15 protein-coding genes are annotated in these 17,279 nt (G+C 66.1%); 10 read left to right on the top strand and 5 right to left on the bottom strand.

All coding sequences use genetic code 11. The annotated features are described in order from the left end of the window. The first annotated feature begins 54 nt into the window (after window positions 1-54). The 10 genes from ACFQWG_RS01665 to ACFQWG_RS01710 all read left to right on the top strand — a co-directional run bounded on the left by ACFQWG_RS01665 (window position 55) and on the right by ACFQWG_RS01710 (window position 10,776). Entirely contained in the window at window positions 55-1,566 is a 1,512-nt protein-coding gene (locus tag ACFQWG_RS01665; protein ID WP_380971517.1) for a xylulokinase, read from the top strand. Then, window positions 1,563-2,657: a galactitol-1-phosphate 5-dehydrogenase gene (locus ACFQWG_RS01670; protein WP_380971519.1), complete on the top strand. Its 1,095-nt coding sequence runs from the start codon at window positions 1,563-1,565 to the stop codon at window positions 2,655-2,657. Before ACFQWG_RS01665 ends, ACFQWG_RS01670 begins: the two co-directional genes overlap by 4 nt. Next, entirely contained in the window at window positions 2,650-3,702 is a 1,053-nt protein-coding gene (locus ACFQWG_RS01675) for an aldo/keto reductase (RefSeq protein ID WP_380971520.1), read from the top strand. The genes ACFQWG_RS01670 and ACFQWG_RS01675 overlap by 8 nt, the downstream gene beginning before the upstream one ends. Before the next feature lie 15 nt (window positions 3,703-3,717). Beyond that, a complete protein-coding gene (locus ACFQWG_RS01680; RefSeq protein ID WP_380971522.1) occupies window positions 3,718-4,557 on the top strand; it encodes a class II fructose-bisphosphate aldolase in 840 nt (279 codons plus the stop codon). 2 nt (window positions 4,558-4,559) lie between these two features. After that, window positions 4,560-5,516 carry a 1-phosphofructokinase family hexose kinase gene (locus ACFQWG_RS01685; protein WP_380971524.1) on the top strand — a complete coding sequence of 319 codons (957 nt, stop codon included), beginning with the start codon at window positions 4,560-4,562 and terminating at the stop codon, window positions 5,514-5,516. 49 nt (window positions 5,517-5,565) lie between these two features. After that, a complete protein-coding gene (locus ACFQWG_RS01690) occupies window positions 5,566-5,982 on the top strand; it encodes an RbsD/FucU family protein (protein ID WP_380971526.1) in 417 nt (138 codons plus the stop codon). A 114-nt stretch (window positions 5,983-6,096) separates the two neighbouring features. Further along, window positions 6,097-7,623, top strand: a complete 1,527-nt coding sequence (locus ACFQWG_RS01695; protein ID WP_380971528.1) for an alpha-L-fucosidase — start codon at window positions 6,097-6,099, stop codon at window positions 7,621-7,623. 50 nt (window positions 7,624-7,673) lie between these two features. After that, the gene (locus ACFQWG_RS01700; protein WP_380971530.1) at window positions 7,674-8,918 is read left to right on the top strand and encodes an ABC transporter substrate-binding protein; all 1,245 of its coding nucleotides are present in this window, start codon (window positions 7,674-7,676) and stop codon (window positions 8,916-8,918) included. 63 nt (window positions 8,919-8,981) lie between these two features. After that, window positions 8,982-9,926, top strand: a complete 945-nt coding sequence (locus ACFQWG_RS01705) for a carbohydrate ABC transporter permease (RefSeq protein ID WP_380971532.1) — start codon at window positions 8,982-8,984, stop codon at window positions 9,924-9,926. A gap of 46 nt (window positions 9,927-9,972) precedes the next feature. Next, window positions 9,973-10,776, top strand: a complete 804-nt coding sequence (locus ACFQWG_RS01710) for a carbohydrate ABC transporter permease (protein WP_380971534.1) — start codon at window positions 9,973-9,975, stop codon at window positions 10,774-10,776. A gap of 30 nt (window positions 10,777-10,806) precedes the next feature. Here ACFQWG_RS01710 and ACFQWG_RS01715 read toward each other — a convergent pair whose 3' ends face one another. The 5 genes from ACFQWG_RS01715 to ACFQWG_RS01735 are packed head-to-tail and all read right to left on the bottom strand — an operon-like array spanning window position 10,807 to window position 17,246. Then, window positions 10,807-12,273 (bottom strand): UbiD family decarboxylase, encoded by a 1,467-nt coding sequence (locus ACFQWG_RS01715; RefSeq protein ID WP_380971536.1) that lies wholly within the window; start codon window positions 12,271-12,273, stop codon window positions 10,807-10,809. Window positions 12,274-12,284: 11 nt separating this feature from the next. Next, window positions 12,285-13,820 carry a histidine ammonia-lyase gene (gene hutH, locus ACFQWG_RS01720; RefSeq protein ID WP_380971538.1) on the bottom strand — a complete coding sequence of 512 codons (1,536 nt, stop codon included), beginning with the start codon at window positions 13,818-13,820 and terminating at the stop codon, window positions 12,285-12,287. 3 nt (window positions 13,821-13,823) lie between these two features. Beyond that, the gene (locus ACFQWG_RS01725) at window positions 13,824-14,450 is read right to left on the bottom strand and encodes a UbiX family flavin prenyltransferase (RefSeq protein ID WP_380971540.1); all 627 of its coding nucleotides are present in this window, start codon (window positions 14,448-14,450) and stop codon (window positions 13,824-13,826) included. Beyond that, window positions 14,437-15,945: an aldehyde dehydrogenase family protein gene (locus tag ACFQWG_RS01730; protein WP_380971542.1), complete on the bottom strand. Its 1,509-nt coding sequence runs from the start codon at window positions 15,943-15,945 to the stop codon at window positions 14,437-14,439. The genes ACFQWG_RS01725 and ACFQWG_RS01730 overlap by 14 nt, the downstream gene beginning before the upstream one ends. After that, the gene (locus ACFQWG_RS01735) at window positions 15,945-17,246 is read right to left on the bottom strand and encodes an NAD(P)/FAD-dependent oxidoreductase (protein ID WP_380971544.1); all 1,302 of its coding nucleotides are present in this window, start codon (window positions 17,244-17,246) and stop codon (window positions 15,945-15,947) included. The genes ACFQWG_RS01730 and ACFQWG_RS01735 overlap by 1 nt, the downstream gene beginning before the upstream one ends. Between the last annotated feature and the right edge of the window lie 33 nt (window positions 17,247-17,279).

Here is a 17,279-nt window from a genome sequence, read left to right on the forward strand (position 1 = left end):
TTGCTCTTCCGGTAGAGGACACACCCGGCGCGACGAGGCGCGAGAGGATCAACAGTGGAGCGGACGGTCATCGGTATCGACATCGGGACCTCGGCGTGCAAGGTCGCCGCCTTCACGACGTCGGGCGAGCTGATTGCCGAAGAGAGCCGTGAGTACCCGCTTCTGGTCCCCGGTCCTGGCCGAGTGGAACAGGATCCTGAACAGTGGTGGGACGCCGCCGCCGAGGCGACCGGCGCCGTCGTCTCGGCCATCGGCGCCCACGCGGTGGCGGGCGTGGGCGTCTCCGGCCAGTCATGGTCCGCGGTCATGATGGACGACGAGGGGCGTGTGCTGGCGAACACGCCGATCTGGATGGACACCCGCGCCCAGGACATCTGCGACAGGACCGTCGGCGAACTCGGCGAGGACGTCTTCCTCAAGACCTCAGGGAACAGGTTCTCCCCCTCGTACACGACACCGAAGATCATGTGGTTCCGCGAGCACCGGCCCAGCGTCTATGCGCGCACCACCCACGTCCTGCAATCGAACTCATTCATCGTCCAGCGCCTGACGGGGGAATGGACGCAGGACTCGAGCCAGTCCTACGGGATCCACGCCTTCGACACGCTCGCCGGCGCCTACGACCCCGGACTCGCCGATGCGCTCGGCCTCGACCTCGGGCTCCTTCCCCCCGTCAGCGCCTGCCATGAGGTGGTCGGGGTCGTCGGCGCCTCCGGTGCTCGGGCCACCGGACTCGCCGAGGGGACGCCAGTCGTGGCTGGAGGCCTGGACGCCGCCTGCGCCTCCCTGGGCGCGGGCGTGGTCGATCCTGGCCAGACGCAGGAGCAAGGAGGACAGGCGGGCGGCATGTCCGTCGTCACCGACCGCCCCGTCCGTGATCCGAGGCTGATCCTCTCCCGCCATGTCGTCCCCGGACGCTGGCTCCTCCAGGGGGGCACCATCGCGGGAGGCGCGAGTCTGCGATGGGCTGCCGAGACCTTCGCCGCGGGTGCGCTGACCTACCGGCAGATCGACCAGGAGGCGGAGGCCGTCCCTTCGGGCGCGGAGGGATTGTGGTTCCTGCCTTACCTCTCCGGTGAACGGGGGCCGATCTGGGACCCGAAGGCACGGGGAGTGCTCTTCGGCCTGGGGTTCTCCACGTCGCGCGGCGCCGTGTGGAGGGCGGTCATGGAGGGCGTGGCCTATTCGGTTCTGGACAACATCATCATCGCCGAGCAGGCAGGTGCGAAGGTCCAGACGATGCGCAGCGTCGGCGGAGCCGCCTCGTCGCGCCTGTGGACCCAGATCAAGTCCGATGTGATGGAGCGCCCCATCGAAGTGGCCGCGCCGACTGCGGCCTCGACGCTGGGCGCGGCGGTGCTCGCCGCCGTCGGCACGGGCAGCGTCAGCGGATTCGACGGCGCGCGCCAGATGCTCGCCGCGGTCGAGCGCATCCACGAGCCCGATCCCGGCACCTCCTCCGTCTACCGCGAGGGCTTCCAGGTCTTCCGGCAGCTCTATCACGACCTCGCGCCACTCATGCACAGGACGTCACCGATCGCCGACAAAGAAGGCACAACGCGATGAAGGCATCAGTTCTCCACGGTCCCAGGGATGTCAGATACGAGGACTTCCCCATCCCCAAGGCGGGTGAAAGCGAGATCCTCATCGACGTGCGTGCCACTGGGGTGTGCGGCTCCGACGTTCCGCGGGTCCTCTCCGACGCCGCCCACTTCTACCCCATGGTCCTCGGGCACGAGTTCTCGGGCGTCGTCGCCCAGGTCGGATCCGGAGTCACAGGCCACAAGGTGGGCGACCGAGTGGCGGTGGCTCCCCTGATCCCCTGCATGGCCTGCGAGATGTGCCAACGAGGGCGCTACTCGATGTGTCCCGACTACGCCTTCATCGGGTCGAGTCGGTACGGCGCCCTCGCCGAGTACGTCTCCGCTCCTGCGCGCAACCTCGTCCCGATCGGCGAGGAGACGGATTTCGTCCGCGCAGCGATGATCGAGCCTTCGACAGTCGCCCTGCACGGGCTGCGCGTCGGTCGCTTCCGTCCCGGAGAGCACGTGGCGATCCTCGGCGGCGGCACCGTCGGCCTCTTCGCCGCTCAGTGGGCGCGGATCCTCGGCGCCAAGAGCGTCACCGTCTTCGATATCGTCCCCGAGCGCCTCGCTCTCGCCCTCGAACTGGGGGCGGACGCGGCAGTCGACTCCCGCACGGAGGACGTCGAGGCGCGGTCCGCAGAGCTCACGCGGGGCTTCGGGTTCAGCCACATCTTCGAGACCGCAGGCCAGAACGCGACCCAGATCCAAGCGATGCGCCTCGTCGCCAAGAGCGGGCGCATCACATTGATCGGCAACTCCCACCGTGACCTCGAGTTCCCGGCGAGCACCTTCGAACTGCTCAATCGCAGAGAGGTGACGCTCACAGCCTCGTGGATGTCCTACTCGGCGCCGTTCCCCGGGCGCGAATGGACGGACACGGTCGAGTGCCTGGCCAACGGGGAGCTGAGGTGGAGCCCCCGACTCCTCCAAGGCCAACGCACCTTCACTCTGGCCGATGTCGGGGATGCCTTCCGCCTCTACGAGGCGCCCGGCGCCGTCAAAGGGAAGCTCATGTTCGTTCAGGGAGAGGGCGGCGCCCAGAATCGCCCAGGAGAGGAATCCGATGACTGAGACCACTGGCGCGAGGGTCGACCCGACAAGCGTTCCGCAGCGTCGGCTCAGGGACGGCGGTGCGATGCCGGGCATCGGCCTGGGCACCTTCGGGTCCGATCACGTCCCCGGCGAGCAGATCGCAGCCGCGGTGAGAGGAGCCATTCGGGCCGGATACCGGCTCATCGACTGCGCCTCCTGCTACGGCAACGAGAACCTCATCGGGGAGGTCCTCTCTGAGGAGGCCGGGACGACGGCACCCCGCGAGGAGCTCTTCATCGTCTCGAAGGTCTGGAACGACGCCCACGCTCCGGAGGCGGTCGCCGCATCCGTCCGGCAGACGCTGTCCGACCTGCGACTGGACTATCTCGATGCCTACCTCGTGCACTGGCCTTTCCCGAACTACCACGCCCCATACGCAGATCCCGATGCGCGTGACCCGCGGTCCCGCCCCTATGCCCATGGAGAGTTCATGGAGACGTGGCGCGCCATGGAGCAACTCGTCGACGAAGGGCTGGTGCGCCGTATCGGGACATCCAATATGACCGTTGCGAAGCTCTCCCTGGTGATCCGCGATGCGCGGATCCAGCCGGCGATCAACGAGATGGAACTCCACCCCACGTTCCAACAGGGGGAGCTGTTCCAGTTCTGCCTCGACCACGAGATCCAGCCCGTCGGATTCTCCCCGATCGGATCTCCCGCGCGGCCCGAACGCGACCGGACGGACGAGGACTTCGCCGACATCGAGATGCCGGTCCTGCGACGCATCGCCGAGGCCCACGGGGTCCACCCGGCAGTGATCTGTCTGAAATGGGCGGTCCAACGAGGGCAGGTGCCGATCCCATTCTCGGTCAGGCCTCGGAACTACATCTCCAACCTCGAGGCGGTCACCCGCGACCCCCTCACACCCGAGGAACTCGAACAGATGAGGACGGTGGAGCGGAACAGCCGCCTCATCAAGGGCCAGGTCTTCCTGTGGCCCGGAGCGGGCTCGTGGTTGGACATCTGGGACGTCGACGGGACGATCCCGGGCTGGAACGGTTACGCGGACGAGAAGAAGGGCTGATCCACCGTGGCATTGATGACGACGAAGAAGATGCTCGCGGACGCGCAGGCCGGCGGCTACGCCGTGGGCGCGTTCAACGTTGAGAACATGGAGATGGTCCAGGCGGTGATCGCCGCCGCCGAGGAGCTGTGCTCGCCTGTCATCCTGCAGACGACCCCGGGGACTCTCGGCTACGCGGGGGTCGAGATGTTCTTCGCGATGACGCGTGCCCAAGCCGCGACCGCGAGCGTCGGGGTCGCCCTCCATCTCGACCATGGCAACTCCTTCGACCTTGCTGCGCGCGCGGTGCAGGCCGGATACACCTCCGTGATGTACGACGGCTCCCAGCATCCCTACGAGGACAACGTGGCGGTCTCGCAGCGCGTCACGCAGATGTGCCACGCGATGGGGCTCCCCGTGGAGCTCGAGCTCGGAACCGTCGGTGGGAAGGAGGACCAGCTCCGCTCAAAAGGGGTGGCCTACACGGATCCCCAGCAGGCCGTGGACTTCGTCGAGAAGACGGATCCGGACTCCCTCGCCGTGGCCATCGGCACCGCCCACGGCATCTACAAGGGCGTCCCCCACATCGACGTGGACCTGCTCTCGCGGATCCGCGAGGTCGTGTCCATCCCCCTGGTCCTCCACGGATCCTCCGGTCTGGACGACGCAGTGGTGGCTCAGTGCGTGAAGCGCGGCGTCTGCAAGGTGAACTTTGCGACGGAGCTGCGCATCGCCTACACCAAGGCGGTCCGGGAGCACTTACAGGAGTATTCGGGCACCATCGACCCGAAGAAGTTCGGCGTTCCTGCGCGGCATGCCGTCGCCGAGGGCGTCAAGGCCCGGATCGCGATCATCGGGAGCGAAGGGAAGGCCTGACGATGAACGCAGGCGAAAGGGGCGCGATCACGACGGTGACGCTCAACGCGGCGATCGACCGCCGCCTTGAGGTTTCCGTTCTCACCCCACGCACCGTGATGCGGGCCCGCCGGGCGGAGAGCACAGCAGGCGGGAAAGGCCTGAACGTGGCGCGCGTCGCCAGGAGACTCGGCTGCGATGTCATCGCGACAGGCTTCATCGCCGGACACGCGGGGAGCTTCATCGCGGAGAACGTCGAGCAAGAAGGGATCGCCCCGGCATTCGTGCGGATCTCCGGAGAGTCGCGCAGCTGCATCAACATCATCGATGCGAGCGGCCATTCGACAGAGATCCTGGAGCCGGGGCCGACGGTCGACTCGGGGGATCTTGAGACGTTGCTGGCCGTCGTGCGCGACCAGGCGTCCCGCAGTTCGATCGTCGCCATGTCCGGCTCACCTCCCCGGGGCTGTCCAGAGGGCTTCTACGCGGACCTGATCCGCGAGATCCACGCCGCGGGGGCCCTGGCCTTTCTGGACTCGTCCAGTGCCTGCCTGTCTCATGGACTGCAGGCACGCCCGGACTTCGTGAAGCCGAACACCGACGAGATCCGTGATCTGGTGGGAGAGGAGGTGAGCTGTCCTTCGTCGGCGGCCCGAGCTGCCATCGAGGTCGCGAAGAAGCACCAGGTTCGGATGGTCGTCGTCTCTCTGGGTCCCCAGGGCGCCGTGGGAGCGTTCGGCGGCAGGGCCTGGTGGGTCGAGGCTCCGGATGTCCCGGTCGCCAACACCGTCGGATGCGGCGACGCATTCGTGGGAGCCTTTGCCGTGGAGCACCAGTCCAGTGGGGACCCGGTGGCCGCACTTGTGGCCGGCGTGCGGGTCTCCAGCGCTGTGGCCATGTCCGACACGACGGGATCCTTCCGTCAAGAGGACTTGGACCTGATCCGTCAGGCGAGTCCTGCCATCCACGAGGTCGGGTAGCCCGGCCGACAAGAACGCCACGAGCGTTTCTCGAAGAGGAGAAAGAAGAATGCTCAGATATTCCTTGATCCACCCGGAACTGATCGCCGCTCTGGCAGGCGCGGGCCACGGATCGAAGGTGCTCATCGCGGACGGGAACTATCCCCACTCCACGGGCGTGAATCCGAGGAGCGCGGTCGTCCACCTCAACCTGGCTCCCGGGACGCTCACCGTCACGCAGGTCCTCAGGGTGCTCCTGGATGCCATCAACGTCGAATCGGCGGAGGTCATGGCCTGCCCGGAAGGAGAGGTGCCGGCGCACCGGGAATACCAGGAGATCCTCGGCGAGGCGGTGCCGATCACCGTTCGAGAGCGGTTCGAGTTCTACGACAAGGTGCGCACCCCCGACGTGGCTCTGGTCATCGCCACGGCCGATCAGCGAATGTGCGCGAACCTTCTGCTGACAATCGGAACCCGAGAGAACTAGGGATATCAACGAGGCCGCGGCATAGCGAGTGCGATCGACGGCGAGGAGCGACTCGCAGAGACAGATCGGTTCGCTTGACCGCCCGGCCAAGGAACAGACAGGAGCAGCCAGACCATGAACAGCACGACCAGAAATGATGACGAGCTCGCGCATATCCGTGCCGTCATCGACCAGGGCCCGTTCGAGGCCACGTGGGAGTCACTGCGGGAATACGGTGTGCCGACGTGGTATCTCGACGCGAAACTGGGAATCTTCATCCACTGGGGCGTCTATTCGGTTCCAGGATTCGGGAACGAGTGGTACGCGCGGAACATGTACCGGCAGGGCACGCCGAGCTTCAATCACCACGTCGAGACGTACGGGCCTCCTTCTGCCTTCGGTTACAAGGACTTCATCCCGGACTTCACCATGAAGGACTTCGATCCTCCCGAGTGGGCCCGGCTGTTCTACCAGGCAGGTGCCCAGTTCGTCGTCCCTGTTGCCGAACACCACGATGGGTTCGCCCTCTATGACGAACCGCGGACCGAGTGGAAGACGACCACGATGGGTCCGGGGCGCGACATCTTCGGCGACCTCGCAGACGCGGTCCGCAGGCGCGGCATGACGGTCGGGGCATCGTCGCACCGGGCGGAGCACTGGTTCTATATGGGAGGCGGGAACCGGTTCGACTCAGACGTTCGTGATCCGAGGTACGTGGACTTCTACGGTCCCGCGATGCGGGAGGAGACGGATCCCAACGAGGAGTTCCTGGAAGACTGGCTGATCCGCACGACCCACATCATCGACAGGTATCGGCCACAGGTCCTGTGGTTCGACTGGTGGATCGAGCGGCCCGCCTTCAAGCCCTATCTGAAGCTCTTGGCCGCGTATTACTACAACCGCGCGGCCGAGTGGGGGCGTTCTGTCGTCATCAACTACAAGTTCGACGCCTTCGCCGAGGGAACCGCCGTGTTCGACGTCGAGAGGGGCGCCCAGACCGGGATCCGCGAGGACGTCTGGCAGAATGACACCTCGGTCTCGCGGAACTCGTGGTCGAGTGTCTCCGATCAGGACTACAAGTCGCCGAAGGACGTCGTCGACGAACTGGTCGACGTCGTCTCAAAGAACGGAGTCCTGCTGCTGAACATCGGTCCGAATGCCGACGGCACGATTCCGGGGGAACAACGACGGATTCTCGAAGGGCTCGGAGCTTGGCTGGCCGTCAACGGCGAGGCGATCTACGGCACCCGGCCGTGGAAGGTCTTCGGCGAGGGGCCGACACGAGTGCAGGGCGGATCCTTCACCGACTCGACGGCGTTGGGCCTGACACACGAGGACATCCGGTTCACCTGCCGGGAACTTCCTGATCAGTCCTATCTGTATGCCACGACGACCGTCTGGCCGCCGGACGGAGTCCTGCGCATCAAGAGCCTCGGGAGGGCGTCAGGGCTGTCAGATGAGGACGTGCTGGGGGTCGGCGTCCTCGGCGCTGGAAGGGCGGGCGATTTCGACACGGCGGATGAGGCGCCGTTCGAGATCAGCGACGGGGAGCTCGCGGTCGTGCTCCCGGAGACGCGGACGACGGAGCACGGGGTGAGCGTCCGAATCGTGCTGGGGGACAAGAAAAAAGAAGTACGCAGGTCGGACTATCTGCACGGATAGTCGAAGCAGGACTGTCAATGTCGACAACGAACAGAATCGGAGCAGACATCATGAAACACAGGAATGCCGTCATCGCGGCGTCAATGCCATGCATCGCAGCGCTGGCGATGGCCGGATGCTCCTCGGGCTCAGGCTCGGGGGCGCAGAGCGAGAGCGGATCGGCAACGGGCCTGACATGGTCGATGTGGGTGAGCTCGACCGATGACCAGAATGCCTGGAAGGCGATTGCGGACCTCGTGCCCGCACAGGATCCGGGCACCACGGTGACGTTGCAGGGATCGCCGTGGAACGATTACTGGACGAAGCTGGGAACGCTGATCACGTCGGACGACTCGCCTTGCCTCGTCTCAATCCAGTCCGCGAGGGTGAGAACCTATCAGGACGCGTTGGTTCCCCTTGACGACCTCGTGAACGAGGATGATCTCTCCGGGTTCGACTCCGTCGCACTGGACGCGATGAAGGTCGACGGCAACCTCTATGCGCTTCCCTATGACACCGGACCTGCGATCCTCTTCTACAACAGCGACATGTTCGAGGAGGCGGGTGTCCCGGACCCCGGTGCCACGATGACAGCCGACGAGTTCGAATCGGCGGCCGAGAAGCTGAAGGCGGCCGGCGACCTCGCATTCGGCGCGACGGTCGAGGACACCTTCCTCGAGTCTCAAGTCCTCGCCTACAACGGGGGCCAGGCTGTCTCCGAGGACGGCACGTTCGATGTCACCAACGATGCGTTCCTCAGCGGGGTCTCCTGGATCGCTGATCTGGTCAAGAACGGGGAAGCGCTCACGGCAGACGGAGCGGATGGAACGGCAGACGACAACGCGTTCATCTCCGGCCGGATCGCCAGCCATGTGAACGGACCCTGGTCCGTGCTGGACCTCTCCTCCAAGACCGACTTCGCGATGGGGGTGACGAGCCTGCCGTCGGGAACGGGCGGCGGGACGACGTACTCGTCGGGATCAGGTTTCGGAATCTCGAAGAAGTGCGATTCTCCCGAGAAGGCCATGCGCGCCATTGAGATCATGACAGGTGAGAGCGCGCTGGAACAGCTTGCGTCAGAAGGAAGGGCCTTCCCCGCGCGGACGGACGCACAGGAGGCGTGGTACGAGAAGGCCTCCGATGTTCTCAATGTGAAGGAGACCTTGGAGGCGGCTCAGAAGGACTCGATCCCGCTCCCCAGCTCCACGTTGCAGAACCAGTTCAATCAGCTCCTCGGCCAGTACGGCGTCGCTGCGGTCAACGGGACGAGCGACCCGGAGAGCACCTTCACCGAGATCGCGTCTCAACTCAAGTAGCCGGTGGTGGGTGTGGCCGGCTGGGGCCGGCCACACCCACCATGATGGGAAGTAGGTCGCAGCATGACGCATGCACTGACAAAGAGACACGATGACAACGCCTCGCGGCGGTCGCACGCCGTCCGCGGGAGCGCGACCCGGTCGAGGGATCGACTGTGGGGCCCGGGTTTTGCCGGACCCCAAGCCGTCGGCCTGCTCGTCTTCGTCGTCCTGCCGATCGTCATGACGGTTGTCATGAGCCTCTTCAACTGGCCGATGATCGGGTCTCGAAGCTGGAACGGGCTGGAGAACTACAGAACGCTCTTCGGTGACCCGGTCTTCCGGGCGGCGGTCCGAAACACCTGCGAGTTCGTCGTCTCCTATCTGGCGCTCAACCTGGTCGTGTCCTTGGGAATCGCGGCGTGGCTGTCCGGCCCGCGCGTCCGGCACAGACAGTTCTTCCGGGTGGTGTTCTTCATCCCCACGGTGACCCCTATCGTGGCGAACACGGTGGTCTGGAGGCTCCTGTATCAGAGGGACGGGCTCATCGACGGCGCATTTCAAGGTCTCTTCGGCACCCACGCGCCGGACTTCCTGAACGATCCGAAATGGGCCATGGCCGCGATCGTGATGATGAGCGTGTGGCAAGGATTCGGTTACAACATGCTCGTGTTCTCGGCCGCGCTCGACTCTGTCCCCGATTCTGTCGTCGAAGCGGCGATGCTGGACGGAGCGGGGCCCGTGAGGACGTTCTTCTCGGTCAAGCTACCGTTGATCACGCCGTCGGTCTTCTACGGGGCGACGATGACGTTGATCACGTCGTTCCAGGTGTTCACCCAGCCCTTCATCCTCACGAAGGGCGGTCCAGGGTCGTCGACGACGACATTGGTGTACTTCATCTACAGCCAGGGCTTCATGTTCCAACGCCTCGGGATAGCGGCGGCCGCGGCGTGGCTGCTGTTCCTCATCATCCTTGCGATCACAATTCTCCAGTTCTGGGGAGAGAAGAAGTGGGTGCACTATGAGTGACTCCTCGAATCCTGGTCCGTCTCGGTCGGCCGGGCTGCGGCATGCGGTGAGCCAGATCGCACTGTGGCTTGTCGCGGCGCTCTTCCTGGTGCCCCTGGTGTACATGGTCGGGGCCTCGCTGAAGGAGCCGGACGAGATCTTCTCGGTACCGCCCACGATCTTCGGCTCCGGGCTGCGCTGGCAGAACTATGCTGAGGCCTTCAACTACGCGCCGTTCGGCCGGTACCTGGCGAACTCCCTGCTCGTCGCCGCTCTGGGAACCGTGCTCAACGCGGCCGTGGGAGTCCTCGCCGGCTATTCCTTCAGCCGTCTGCGCTGGAGGTCCCGCGGGCTGGTTTTCGCCGGGTTCCTCGCCACGCTGATGGTCCCCCAAGAGGTTCTCGTCGTCCCTTCCTACGTGCTGATGCAGCAGTTCGGGTGGGTGGACTCATACCAGGCCCTCATCCTGCCGACGGCCTTCTCCGCCTTCAGCGCGTTCATGCTGCGCCAGTTCTTCCTGACGGTTCCCATGGAGCTCGACGAGGCGGCCAGGGTCGACGGAGCGGGTGTGCTGAGGACGTTCTTCTCGGTGATGCTCCCATTGGCGAAGCCGACGATCGCCGTCGTCTCGGTCTTCACGTTCATCGGCTACTGGAATGCCTTCCTCTGGCCGCTGATCGTCGTCAACGATGTGTCCTCCCTCGGCACGGTCCCGCTGGGCCTGCAGCAGTTCTTCGGCCAACAGGGGAGCCAGTGGCATCTGGTGATGGCCGCCTCGGTGATCTCGATGCTGCCGATGATCCTCCTGGTCATCGCCCTCCAGAAGCACCTGGTGAAGGGGATCGTGACGTCCGGTTTCGGAGGGCGCTGAGCGGATCTTCAGGTCGGACGGCGATCATCCTCACTCACGGAAATCGAGGAGATGGCGCCACCGCCCGTCCAGCTCGCGCCGGTCCCGCCCCTCGAAGGCGGCGAGGGCATCCAGGTCTTCGAGACCCGGGTGGGGCAGGTCGGCGGCGACAGGGAACCGAGGATGCAGCCTGCGGGTGGCATCGACGCCGGCCTTGGCGCTCACATAGTCGGGCCGTCCCCGGTCGGTGAACGCCGTCGCTGAGGGGTCCATCTTGATCCCCCTGGCCCCTTCCAGGGTCACCAGATCAGCATCCGCCTGCGAGCGCACCGCCACGGCCCAGAGGACCCGGCGGTCGTCGAAGATGTCGATATCGTCGTCGACCACGACGATTTGTTTGAGGAAATGGTCTGCCGCCAATCCCGCCAGAATCGCCTGTTTTCCATCTCCCTCATGTTCCTTGCTGATGCTGATGAACGCGGTCAGTCCCCCGGAGTGGAACGGGATCCTCACCCGTTGGACGCCGGGGCAGCTCTCCCTCACGCGCTGGAGGAACCTGGCCTCCCTTCCGGGAAAGAGCCACAGGCCCAGATGCTCACGATGCGTGGGGTGAAGGTCGAGAAAGACGGCGTCGGTCCGTGCCGTCACGGCCTGCACGGTGCACACCGGAGCGTTCGTTGCCCCGTAGTAGTACGAGAATTCCCCGAAGGGGCCTTCCTCCGACATGGCGTCCGGGTCGATGACCCCCTCGATGATGATCTCCGCATCGGCAGGGACTGGAAGATCGACCGTCAAGGCAGGCGCAACACGCAGGGGCCCGCCCATCAGCGTTGCGGCGATCCGGTGGGAGTCGACGGTGGCCGGGTTTTTCACCTGGGACGCGACCAAGTAAGCGGGGTGGTGACCGATGACGATGGCTATCGGCACCGTTGTCCCGTCGTGGTGGGCCTTCGCGAGGATCCGGCCGAGATCGTGGTCGGGTGCGGCGTTGACCGTCACATGCCGCTCATCGAGGACCATCATCCGGTACATCCCCGTGTTGATGAGACCGGTGCGGGGATCGCGAGCGACGATGACCCCTGACGTGATATACGGAGCAGCGTCATCGCGGGAGTGCACCGCGATCGGCAGGTCGGCGAGGCTGACCTCGTCCCCGGTCCGGCGCCACTGCTGCACTGGGGCGTCGTCGACCTCCTCGACGTCGGCGAGGGGCCCGTCCTGCAGGGCGAGGACGCGGTCCAGGGCCGTTCCCTCGTCGGTCCCGATCATCGCGGCGATGCGGTGTCGCGTGCCGAAGAGCCCCATGACGACGGGCCACCGGCTCCCTCTGACGGCGGTGAAGAGCACCGCAGGAGCCCCCAGGGGCTCCAGCGCCTTGACGATGGAGCATGTTTCCTGACCGGCTTCGACCTCGCGCTCGACGACCAGAAGGTCACGGGTCTGGTCACGGAGAGCGCGAAGGTAGGCGCGCAGACCGGTGGCGCTGCCTGTCCCGGTGGCATTGGCGGTGGTGTCCATGGTGCGGCAGCTCATCGTCCGAGGGCGCTGGCGATGTCGATCTCGGCGACCAGCTCGAAGGAGCCGGCAAGGACGTCAGAGGCCACCGCCTCGATCTCCGGGGCGAGTGCGCGGTCCTCGGTGAGGAAGGCGGATCTGTCTCGCACCATCCGGTAGGCACCGGCGAGCCCAGGAGCAGGGCGGCCTCCGTTGCGCAGGTCCAGGCCCTGCGATGCCGCGATCAGTTCAATGGCCACGACCTCGGCCGCGTTGCGGGCCATGTCCTTCAGTCGACGCGCCCCATGGGTGGCCATGCTCACATGGTCCTCCTGCCCGGCCGAAGTGGGGATGGAGTCGACGCTGGCAGGGAAGGCCCTCGATCGGTTCTCTGCGACCAAGGCGGCCGCGGTCACCTGGGTCATGAGGAAGCCGGAGTTGAGTCCCGCCCCCTTCATGAGGAAGGGCGGGAGTCCGCTCATGCTCTCATCCATGAGCAGCGCGATGCGGCGCTCCGAGAGAGAACCGATCTCGCACACCGCGAGGGCGAGGATGTCGGCGGCGAAGGCGACAGGCTCTCCGTGGAAGTTCCCTCCGGAGAGGATGGAGCCGTCCTCCGGGAACATCAGCGGATTGTCGGATACCGAGTTCAGCTCGCGCGAGAGCAGGTCGGCGGCGAAGCCCATGAGGTCGAGCGAAGCGCCCATCACCTGGGGCATGCAGCGAAGGGAGTAAGGGTCCTGGAGCCTGCGTCCCTCGAACTCGACATCGAGGACCTCCGAGTCTGCGACGAGCCTGCGCATCGTCTCCGCGATCCGGATCTGGCCGCGCTGGTGCCGGATCTCTTGGATCCGGGCGTCGAGGGCCTCCTGGCGCCCGGCGGCTGCCTCCAGAGTGAGTGCTCCGGCGACGACCGCCGCGTTCAACACGCGTTCCACGAGGATGAGCCCGTAGATCCCGAGCGCTGTCGATACCTGCGTCCCATTGATGAGGGCGACGCCCTCCTTCGGGCCGAGCTCGACCAACTCGACTCCGCACCGGGCGAATCCTTCGGCGGCGGAGACGCGCTCGCCTTCCACGAGGACGTCCCCGATGCCGGTCATCGCTCCGACGAGATGCGCGAGCGGGGCGAGGTCGCCCGATGCTCCCACTGAGCCCTGGGAGGGGACGATGGGGAGCAGATCCGCATTGAGCATGTCGACGAGCGTTCTGACGATGAGCGGTCGGACGCCGGAACGACCCTGGATGAGGCAGAGAAGCTTGACGACGAGAACGGCGCGGACGATCTGCGGGGCGAACGGCTCGCCGACGCCCACCATGTGCGAAGCGATGAGACGCCGTTGGAGTTCGAGGAGCTGCTCCTGCGAGATCCGCCGGTTGGCGAGTTTGCCGAACCCCGTGTTGACGCCGTAGATCGTCTCCCCCCTGGCAATCGCCTGGGTGATGACCTGGTATCCCGCCTCCACCCGGTCGAGGACGCCCTCGGCCAGCTCCACATGCACGGGCCCGTCGAGCGCCTGCTGCACGACGCCGATCTCTGCTTCTTTGCCGCCGAGAATGATGGTTGGCATTGTTCATCTCTCTGTTCGTTGCTGCGAATGGGAACGGTCCAGGCCCTGCCATTGACGCAGGCCCGGGGCGGGGAGCCCGAGGTGCTCGATCGTCCGGGCGACGATGTCGTCGATGGCTTGGCCAAGGGAAGCGGGGCGCAGATAGAAGGAAGGGACGGGAAGGGCGACGACCGCCCCCATGAGCGTCGCCACCTCCATGTTTCGGATGTCGGCGAGGGTCAGTGGCGATTCCCTGAGCAACAGGACCAGGCGTCGGCGTTCTTTGAGCGTGACGTGGGCAGCGCGTGTGAGCAGGGTCGAGTCGATCCCTTGCGCCACTTTGGCCAGAGTGCTGACCGAGCACGGGGCGATGACCATGCCATCGGTACGGAACGAACCGGAGGCGATGCGCGCCCCGATCTCGCTGGGCGCATAGGAGAAGGCGGCATGTCCTCTCAATGCCTGCAAGCTCATGTCGGTCTCTTGGCGCACCGTCATCCCCCCGGCCCTGGAGACCACCAGGTGAGTCTCGGCGCCGAGAAGACGAAGCTCGTCCAGCAGGCGGATGCCGATCTCGGCTCCGGACGCGCCCGAGATCCCCACAACCACCCGAGGTCGCATGGCCTCGAGCGCGGGCTCAGATGCCGACATGTCCGGCTCCGTTCAACCCGGGGACCCTGATGTTGACCGAGCGCAGTTCCGTGAATGAGTCGAACTCCTCCAGGGACTCCTCTCGACCCGTTCCAGATCCCTTCACGCCCCCGAAGGGGCTTCCGAAGTAGTGCCGGTTCGCGTCGTTGACCCACACGTAGCCGGCCTGAAGAGCGAAGGAAACGCGGAGCGCGCATTCGACGGAGTCCGTCCATACAGCGGCGCTCAGTCCCAGATCGGTCTGGTTGGCCAGAGCGATGGCCTGACTCTCTGTGGAGAAGGTCTCCAGCGTGAGAACGGGTCCGAAGACCTCCTCGGTCGCGATCCGAGCCCCGCTCGGAACGTCGGCGAGCATCGTGGGCTCCATGTAGAAGCCGTCGCCCAGGCTGTCTCGCAGGCGCGCGCCGCCGCAGACGACTCGCGCGCCCATGGAGACCGCCTCATCCACCAGGCCGAGGACCCTGCCGAGATGAGTCGCGGAGACCAGAGGTCCCATGTCGGTGGTCGCCGAGTAGGCAGGCCCCACCCTCAGGGCTCTCAGGCGAGCGCTCACTCGTTCCTCGACGAGAGCGGCCACCGGGTCCTGAACGATCACTCGAGCCGTCGATTGACAGGACTGCCCCTGGGAGATGGTCAGGCTGGCGCCTGCGACGATCGCCTCAACGGCACGGTCGAGATCCGCATCAGCGAAGACCACGATGGCGTTCTTGCCCCCAAGCTCCGCGGAGAAGTGCTTGACGACGCCGGAGACGGAGAGCCGCGACTGGATGCGCAAGGCCGTGGACCCGGAACCGGTGAAAGCCAGTCGCTTGACACGGGGAGAAACGGCAAGAGCGTCACCTGCCTCTGCTCGACCCGAGACGATGTTGACGACGCCTGCTGGAAGGGCCTCCCCGATGACACGACCGAGTGCGAGCGTCGCCACAGGCGTCTGCTCGGAGGCCTTGATCACCATGGTGTTGCCGGCGAGAAGAGGGTAGATCATGCCGGCGACGGGGAACAGCGTGGGATGGTTGTAGGCGATGATCTTGCCGACGACCCCGTAGGGAACCCGGGTGGTCAGCGAGACGCCATCGGCGTAGGGCTGTCTGAAGGCCCCCTGCCGTGTCAGTGCCTGGGCGGGCCACTGGCGCAGGTAGCGGGCTCCGAGCTCGTTGTCCCGGCGTGTGGCTCCCAACGGGTTCCCGGAGTCGATCGACTCCAGGAGAGTCAGCCTCTCCCTCCAGTCCTCCAGGAGGGGCGCGAGGCCCATCAGAGTCTCGACGCGCTGGCCGACAGACAATGAGGCCCACTGCGGTCCCGCCGCCTGAGCAACGGAGACGGCCTCGTCGACCTCCTGCGCGGTCGAGTCGGGGACGCTCGTGAAGACGGACCCGGTCGAGGGGTTGACCGAGTCGTATCGTCGCCCGGCCTCCCGCCACGTCCCTGCGATGTAGTTCCGAGGCGCCTCGTCGTCCCAGAACTCCTTGAGCGCGCTCTCCTCAATGCCTGTCATCAGCCTCTCCCTCCGGAGATGTGCGGGGTCCGTCGCCTCGAGAAGAAGGACGTGTCGATGGCCCGTCCGGTTCCCGGGGCGATGTAGCGGAGGGGATTCGCGTCCTGATCGACGCCGTCGAATCCCCTTCGGATCATCTCGACGAGAAACTCCGCGACCACGGGCGCCGTCTTGAACTGGTTCCCGCTGGTCCCCAGGGCGACGAAGAGGCCGGCCACCTCGGTGCGGTCGTAGATGGGGATCCAGTCGTCGGTGACGTCGTAGACCCCGGCCAGCCCTTGGACGCGGGAGGGGACTCCCATGCCGGGAACGCGGCGGGCAACTCGCAGGACAGAACGCTCCCATGCAGCCGGTGTCGGTTCGACAGAGAAGGCGTTCGGATCCGTGAGGACCTCCAGAGGGTCGCACGCGGCGCCGTTGGACCCGGCAAGCACGGCCGAGCCGTCCGTGCGCCAGTTCGCCCCCAGGTCCGAGTCCACGAGATGAAGGCCTGATCGGGCGAGCGAGGAGTCTGGGTCCAAGGGAATGTGATGGAGCTCCTCACGCACGGGACGGGTCCGTACGGTGAAGTCCGCGTCCGCTCCCATGGCGTGCAGGAGCCCCATCGACTCCGGGCCGGCCGCGTCGAGCGCGGCCCCTGTCGGAATCCTGGTCCCATCGTCGAGGAGCACCGCCGACAGCGCGGATCCGTGGCGTTGGATCCCGGTGACCGAGCGTCCGCGCATGAATCGCGCACCTCGGGCCTGCGCCTGATCCAGGAGGTTCTGTGCGGCCAGAGCGGGGTCGCCGACGTAGCCCGTCGAGGGGGTGTGGATGCTGGCGCGCAGTGGCCGGCCCTCGGCCTCCCAGAAACGGGGATCGTCCGCGGCGAAGGGCCCGCCGAACAGCGAGATGTCCAGATCCGGCCATGCGCCGCGCACCTGGTCGGCATCAAGGACGTCATAGGCGACGCGGGCGCTCCGCATCACCTGGGTGACTCGTGCGGCGAAAGGGGAGTCGCCGTCCAGGATCAGGGTGCCGCACTGGACGAACCGCGCCGCGGGGCGGTCGCCGGGGACCTCGGCGAACTCGCGCCAGTGGGTCCAGGCAGGCAACGACTCGTCTGCCATGATCGATCCGGGCACGTCCTCGGCGTGGACGCGGACGATCCCGGCGCTGGAGCCGGTGGATCCGCGTCCGGCCGCCCCGAGCCTGTCGACGACGACCGTGGAGAGCCCGACGGCGCTGGCCCGTGCCGCGACTGCACACCCCAGGATCCCTGCCCCGATGATGACGAGATCGGCGCTCGTGCTGGACGTCATTGACTTGCTCCTTCCCAGACGACTGCGGTTCGT

This window comes from Schaalia naturae, from assembly GCF_042665795.1.
GTDB classification, from domain to species: Bacteria; Actinomycetota; Actinomycetes; order Actinomycetales; family Actinomycetaceae; genus Pauljensenia; species Pauljensenia naturae.